At 42.5% G+C, this 6,423-nt stretch carries 7 protein-coding genes; all 7 read right to left on the reverse strand.

Annotated features, from left to right (window positions below; genetic code table 11):
- Positions 1–222: 222 nt before the first annotated feature.
- A complete protein-coding gene (locus RTR63_RS07070) occupies positions 223–1,071 on the reverse strand; it encodes a pilus assembly protein PilX (RefSeq protein WP_312523450.1) in 849 nt (282 codons plus the stop codon).
- A gap of 57 nt (positions 1,072–1,128) precedes the next feature.
- Positions 1,129–2,055, reverse strand: a complete 927-nt coding sequence (locus RTR63_RS07075) for a PilW family protein (RefSeq protein ID WP_050325839.1) — start codon at positions 2,053–2,055, stop codon at positions 1,129–1,131.
- Complete coding sequence (gene pilV / locus RTR63_RS07080; protein WP_312385840.1) at positions 2,055–2,651, reverse strand: type IV pilus modification protein PilV; 597 nt, start codon at positions 2,649–2,651, stop codon at positions 2,055–2,057. The genes RTR63_RS07075 and pilV overlap by 1 nt, the downstream gene beginning before the upstream one ends.
- Positions 2,648–3,184: a GspH/FimT family pseudopilin gene (locus tag RTR63_RS07085; protein ID WP_312523452.1), complete on the reverse strand. Its 537-nt coding sequence runs from the start codon at positions 3,182–3,184 to the stop codon at positions 2,648–2,650. The genes pilV and RTR63_RS07085 overlap by 4 nt, the downstream gene beginning before the upstream one ends.
- Positions 3,185–3,510: 326 nt before the next feature.
- On the reverse strand, positions 3,511–4,254 hold the full coding sequence (locus RTR63_RS07090) for a ComF family protein (RefSeq protein WP_312523454.1): 744 nt from the start codon (positions 4,252–4,254) through the stop codon (positions 3,511–3,513).
- Positions 4,255–4,262: 8 nt separating this feature from the next.
- Positions 4,263–5,576 carry a phospholipase A gene (locus RTR63_RS07095; RefSeq protein WP_312523456.1) on the reverse strand — a complete coding sequence of 438 codons (1,314 nt, stop codon included), beginning with the start codon at positions 5,574–5,576 and terminating at the stop codon, positions 4,263–4,265.
- Positions 5,577–5,731: 155 nt separating this feature from the next.
- Entirely contained in the window at positions 5,732–6,325 is a 594-nt protein-coding gene (locus tag RTR63_RS07100) for a DUF3465 domain-containing protein (protein ID WP_312523457.1), read from the reverse strand.
- Between the last annotated feature and the right edge of the window lie 98 nt (positions 6,326–6,423).

The following is a 6,423-nucleotide window of genomic DNA, read 5'->3' on the forward strand; positions in this document are numbered from 1 at the left end:
GTAACTTTACCACCTTCAGCCGCCTTATAAATCTCCAAGTCCCCAACATTTTTTTGAACCACATCTGCCTGTGATGGTGGCATGATACCGATAGATGCCATCACCACCACTAGATATTTTAGTGATGGTAATAACCGCTGAACAGAAGACGGATGACGCTTAGTAATTTTCATATTATCAATCCTTTCTTTATAATCAAACCTAGGTCAACGAAGGCTTTCATCATGACAGCTGACACACTGTGTCAAGCGAGCCTCTGCCATAAGTGATACATTTGATACCTTCGGAGTTGTTCTCAACGTCAGCTTGCTCATATAACATCTTGGTTGGTGTACTTGCATCGTGCAAACAAGTTAATAGTGGAATCTTACCATCGGCTATTGGCACACTTGACTTGGTAAGACAACTGGTATTGCTACTATCTTTGGGTGGATTAAAAGCTGGCAATACGGAGGTGGCACGAATATTAAATTTAAATTTTTTACTGGAGCGGTTTTCTACTTCTTTGCCAATCACCACATTGGAGAATACTTCATCATCATTCGACCCTACTGGTATTGATACGCTCATCTGTGTCATTACCGTATGGCGGGCACTGGTGTATCCTGCTGGGCTGTTATAATCACAGATACCATTATTAAGCCCACTCCATGTCCCACCTGTGGAAGCATAAATAGTGGCATTACTGGTCAAGTATTTGCGCGTACGCGGGTTATAGCAATAGATGAACTCATTGCCTTGGTTGTCTGGGTTTAGTAAAAAGTGTCCAAACACACCCGATACGCTCATTACATCTTTATACTCTTGCGAACTAGGGCTGCCATTCAGCATATTTTCTAATTTTTGATTGGCACTGTCAGAAGATTGTAATAAAAGTGTGTTGATTTGGTCGGCGGTTGCTGTCTTTAAATCAGTACTACTACGGCGGACTGCCATCACACCTGCCAACATAATTAGCACCAAAAATAATAACACCACAATCAGAGCCGCTCCTTGCTGATTAGGGCGATACAGCACTACAGGTGGTTTAGCGAGTTTGGTATGGCAATGATTGGGCATACTGGTCGGCATACTGTACATCTCAAGTTGCTAAAAAACGGCTGGAAATAGGATAAATAATGGTGAATACTAAGGCGTCACACTAATAACACGGGCATTGCGTAGTAGTGTGGTTGACTCATAAGTAGTACGTACCAATTGTTTGCGTGTGGTGTCTGTTTTTAACTCATGGGTTTGACCTAATAATGTAAAGCTAGTTTTATCACTACTACCTACAATAGGCGTACTACCTCTCACTATCAGCCCAACACGCACCGCCACAATCGATGGATGCGGTGATGTTGTAAGACTGATATAAGTAGAGCTTGGCAAGTACATGATTCTATTGGTTGCGTCTTGAACACCTAATAACACTTTAAATTGATCGACACCCGTAATCAGTTCATTACCACCCGTTTTATAATTTGCACTTAAATCCGTAATCGTTGCACCATCAATTCTACCTGCATCACACACCAAGGCAAGATTTTTGACTGCCCCTGTACTGGTGTCACCCGTCACTTGTCGCACAAAATAGCGCTCAATCACTTTGGTATTTGGAGGGATATCTACGCTTTCACAATCTGACATCGTTTGCCCTGTGGTATTGGTAAACTGTATAGTCAGTTGGTCACTATTGATATTATTAATATTTGAAGTACTAGTAAACCCTTTATCACCTGCGGTATGCGTCAAAAAAGGGAGTATTATTGTATCAGTCACCCCTAGATTTTTTAAGGATAACACGATACCGCCATTTTCGGTGGTATCCGTTATTTTATTTACTGAGTTTCCAAGGTTTGCCAAACGTATGTGAGCTTCTAACTGCTGAAGTCCAAAAATACTAGCATCTTGCAGCTCACTGCCACTTTTTTGTGTTGTAGTCGTTCTGACATTGGTTAGATAAATTTGGATAACGGCAGCCGATATCAGCAATCCTAAGACAATAGAGATCATGAGTTCGACAAGGGTAAAACCTAATTGAGGCGTGTAGTGACGATTAGAAGTCAACATCATCAATAAGCCTCCAGAATAAAGCACTGTGCACCAGAGTTGTAAACACCATCTGTATTGGCACAGTCATTATTGCCCGATCCTAATGTCGCTGTAGTTGTACCCCAGCTAGTTACAAAACATTGACGCGCCTGGCCTGAGACTGTTCTTGTCGTAGTGACAGTGCCAACGGTCGTAGTAGTGGTTGTTGTACCCGTGCCTGGACAAGTCACCATTGAGATAGTTAACTCATTATCATTCGCATATTGCTTTAGCGTTAGCGCATCTTTCGTCGCTGTTTGGTTTATCGTACAAGGCGTTGGGACAGTACTATTGTTTGTCATACAACTATCTTTGGTAATAGATGTGCCATCCACTATAATAGCAGTGGTCACCGCACTTGAATTTAATGCATCACTAAATTTAGCGATGCCAGCAGGATTCGCTCGCATCATTTCTGCGCCACCCCGCATGACAGTTAATGCTCGGGTACGCATCAAGCTCTCATCGGTAGCTTTGACTGCGGTCATCTGCATCGCTGTGAATCCAAGCACTGCGATTGCTAACAACATCAATGCTACCAGCACTTCTATTAAGCCAATGCCTTTTTGTGAGTTCATGAACACGTCCCATTTTTGCTAGTGACAATATTACTGCTTGCATCGACCATGATGGTATATTTATCAGACCCAGCGCCATAACACACTGAAAAATTGGTCGAGCTATCTGTAAGAGTCCCTGTTCCCGTGTCCCCTTGGTAAGCTTTTTTGTAAGGGGTAAAACTAACTGCAGTTAAGGCACTCGGGCTAGCGGTAATCGTCAAATTTTTGTCTAGCGTATAGTCAGACAGCATTTCATCAGCATCTGTTGCCGACCTTTTTACATATAATACAGTGATTTTTTTGCTTGATGAGCTATTGGTTAGCACTACCCTAGTAGATCGCTGAGCAATCATTGCTTGGGTTCTTGCATCTTTTAGCGCAGCTTCAATGATGTTTGCCCCATCTTTGATTCTGGCTTGCTGAATCTGTCGTTGCATACTAGGTGCTGCCATCGCCGCAATGATAGCTATAATTGCAATGGTGATGACAAGCTCAATCAGCGTAAAACCTTGGTCTCGGTCACGATGATACTGTCTTTTCAAAACTTTCATCACGATACCCACCCATACCCCTTGATAAACGACCTATCATACCATGTTTACTAGCACAAACCATTCTAACATTAAAGCAAAAAACATACCTATTATCGCAGTATTTTTGTTAATTGTCATACCTAAAGCTTACTACCCATAGTTTACCTGAGCCACTTATCGTTGCTAAGCGAATTAGGACGAAAGGGCGCTCACGTATTATCAAATCATTTTTAGCTTAGTATTTTAAAGAATCCTTCCAATAACCCACTGGTAGCCCGCCTTTATCTGCGAGCTTTAACGGTATGGCGTTGCAACTTTGGTCGCAAAACAGTCACAAGCAGGACCTAATGCAAAACCTTACCATGCAAGACTGAATACGCATGAATATGGGAAGATGGGTGATAATTCGTGAGTAGATTAGCCAATTCAGACAAGGTGGCGCCTGTCGTCACCACATCATCAAACAAAATCAAATTTTTGCTAGGAGGCATATCTGTTAGAGAAAACGCATCTTTGATATTATCCAAACGCTCCTCTCGGCTTAGCCCCTGCTGGTGAGGTCGCTCGAATCGCTGCACACCCGTAAAAACAGGGATTTGCCAATGAAAGCTTAGATAAGCGGTTAAAATGGCAAGCGGATCGAAGCCGCGTTGCCTAATGCGCTGTAAACTTGTTGGCACTTTAATAATTAAAGAGTTTTTGGCATGGCATCCTTGAGGCGGCTTAAGCTGTCTGATAGCTTGAACCAAAACGGGCAGATGATGTAACTGCTGCCCATTTTTGTACCCAAGCATGATTTGATTGAGGGGATATTGATAGTAGCCGCTGGCTACGCCACGCAGTGACGTTTGCTTTAGTTGCAAAGTAAAAAATGACGCGGACCATGCAAACTGGCTATGGCATGGTTGACAAAGAAATTGCTGTCGATTGAACCAATGGTCATGATGACGCGGTGCTAAGTTATCAAAGCCTGCTGCAGCGCAATTATTGATGCCACATAGTTGGCAACGGTGATGAACTTTCGCTTGATACACTAACGCCATGGCAAAGGGCAATCGCCACCAGGGCAAGGGAGCCACGATTGCCATAAACGCAGTTAAAGCCCTTTAAAATCATTGAACATGATACCAATACCGACATTGGTGCTCTTATGATTATAGTCTTGGATGTTTTCACCATAGCCATGGAATACTTGTAAAATCGCTTTCATACCGCCTGTCAATGGATAAGCATAATCCACCTGTATAGCGCCTTTATTGGTACTTGGATTATAACGCATCACACCACCCACCGTGCTTTGGTCATTGAGCGGATACAACCAACGCACATCGCCATAGCCCATGTAGTCCCCGATATCTGGGTTATCCGAGTCTTTACTGTTTTCATATGCGATGAGCCACAGTCTTGGAATCACGGTAAGTTTGCCCCACTCCGTCCCTGCCATCGCATAGATACGATTCCAAGAACGGGATAACGGGTCTGATTGTCCATTTGATTCATGCACGAGCCCCGCGCCTAACATTCTTAATGACCCATTCCCAGGCAGATTACCCTTGATAGGCTGCGTCAAAAATATCTCTGGCTGATAATCTGAGCTGCGAAAAGGTCTTGAATACTTACCATTGTACACTTGCCAATAAGACTGCTGGGTATAGCCAAGCCAAACATCGGCATTGGTATCAAACACATCTTGGGCAAGCTTGGTTTTCATTGAAATTTGCAGCTTGCTATCTAGATGCTGAAGAGAATCTTTCGATGCGCGAACATTATCTTGGGTGGGTGAATTGATGTCATAGTTTGGCGTGGCGTTGTACCAAAGCGGCATGACATACATGGGCAAATGTGGACGTATCGTCAGTATCCCTTTGGGATCATTTTTATCCAAGTCATATAACACACTGAGTGGCGTATATTTTTCCACATCCGTTGCAGTCACCCCCACTTGTTTTAAGATGGTTTTGTCAAGCTTGTTGGGTACCAAATGATCCAGTTTTTTTTGCTCGTTTTTAGTGGGAGTCGTGACGGTTGTCGTTTGATCCACGGCTAACACGGGCACTGCTTTACCTTCTTTGATACTCACTTTCAAGGTTTTGGCAATATCAAGGGGCGCCTTGGCTTCGGGTTCGATTTTACCAACGCTTATCTTGTCAAAACAAGCTAGACGCGCGACATTGTCAGTGATTTTTGAACAGGTTAGCAGCATTTGCTCGTCGACAGGAATAACGGTTGTTTTTATTAAAGTTTTTGTTGAATCTTGTGTTGAGGGTTTTGTTGAAGCTTTTGTTGAAGCTTTTGTTGAAGCTCTTGCTGAGGATTTTGTTGAAGTTTTTGCGTGCGTAGTTGCTGTAACTGTTAGTGTAGCTAGTATAGCAAGCGATAAAGCGGTACGGTAAAGCGTAAGTTGTGACATAGGTTGACCTTCTTACAAAAATATCGTTCATGATAGCAAAAATTGATGACAAATAGTTAACAAATGCATAATAATTTTTAACAGTAAAGTAAAGTTTTAATCAACTATTGGCTCGTCAATTATTGGTATTTCTATGGGTGCTTGTATGGGTAATTCTAATGATACTGCTGACCTTGATACTCAAGCCAACCGTCTTGATGACGGCTAGCGGGGTCACGGTGTGTCCAATGTACAACGCCACCTTTGTCGTTATAAATATATTCACCATAAAAACGAATGGGATTTTTGGTTTCGATACCCTCGATGCGCGGTGCCAAATCAATATTATGGGCAATTAACACCGTGATGTTTGGGTAGTTATCAATTTTGACCAAAAATTTTTGATGGCGGCTACCCTCATTATCGTCTTTTAGCACTTTAATCACCGTACCGCATCCTAAAACTTGTCGTTTAACGCTGGGATTTTTGGCTTGATAAGCTTGATTAATGACGGCGTTGTTGCATTGAATATTTGTTGCCTGACGTTTTTTGTCAGTATAACTTGCTGAATTTTTAGTCGTCTCTTGATTGGACTTTGAGTTCGCTAACGGTGAATTTGGGCTTGCTAACTGGCTATTTCCGCTTTGGTTTTGGCTTTGGTTTTGGCTTGGCTGTTGGTCGGCATTGCCTGCATGGGAACACCCAGTGACAAAAATTAGCACCCCCAAAGTTAACGGGATGGCTATAGAATTTGTTAAGTGATAGTTCAATTTTTTTTAACCTTAATGGTTGGATGAGTCAATGAATCATTTGACTGAGTTTTCTTGAACTGAGTTGTTTTCTTGAACTGAGTTTTCTTGAACTGAGT

Origin of the sequence: Moraxella sp. CTOTU47724 (assembly GCF_032014955.1) — a bacterium.
GTDB classification, from domain to species: Bacteria; Pseudomonadota; Gammaproteobacteria; order Pseudomonadales; family Moraxellaceae; genus Faucicola; species Faucicola tetraodonis.

Bases quoted from the DNA above. Each gene is read 5' to 3' on its own strand.
- RTR63_RS07070 (WP_312523450.1), bottom strand. From the start codon at position 1,071: ATGCCGACCAGTATGCCCAATCATTGCCATACCAAACTCGCTAAACCA.
- pilV (WP_312385840.1), bottom strand. From the start codon at position 2,651: ATGAACTCACAAAAAGGCATTGGCTTAATAGAAGTGCTGGTAGCATTG.
- RTR63_RS07090 (WP_312523454.1), bottom strand. From the start codon at position 4,254: ATGGCAATCGTGGCTCCCTTGCCCTGGTGGCGATTGCCCTTTGCCATG.
- RTR63_RS07075 (WP_050325839.1), bottom strand. From the start codon at position 2,055: ATGATGTTGACTTCTAATCGTCACTACACGCCTCAATTAGGTTTTACC.
- RTR63_RS07085 (WP_312523452.1), bottom strand. From the start codon at position 3,184: ATGAAAGTTTTGAAAAGACAGTATCATCGTGACCGAGACCAAGGTTTT.
- RTR63_RS07095 (WP_312523456.1), bottom strand. From the start codon at position 5,576: ATGTCACAACTTACGCTTTACCGTACCGCTTTATCGCTTGCTATACTA.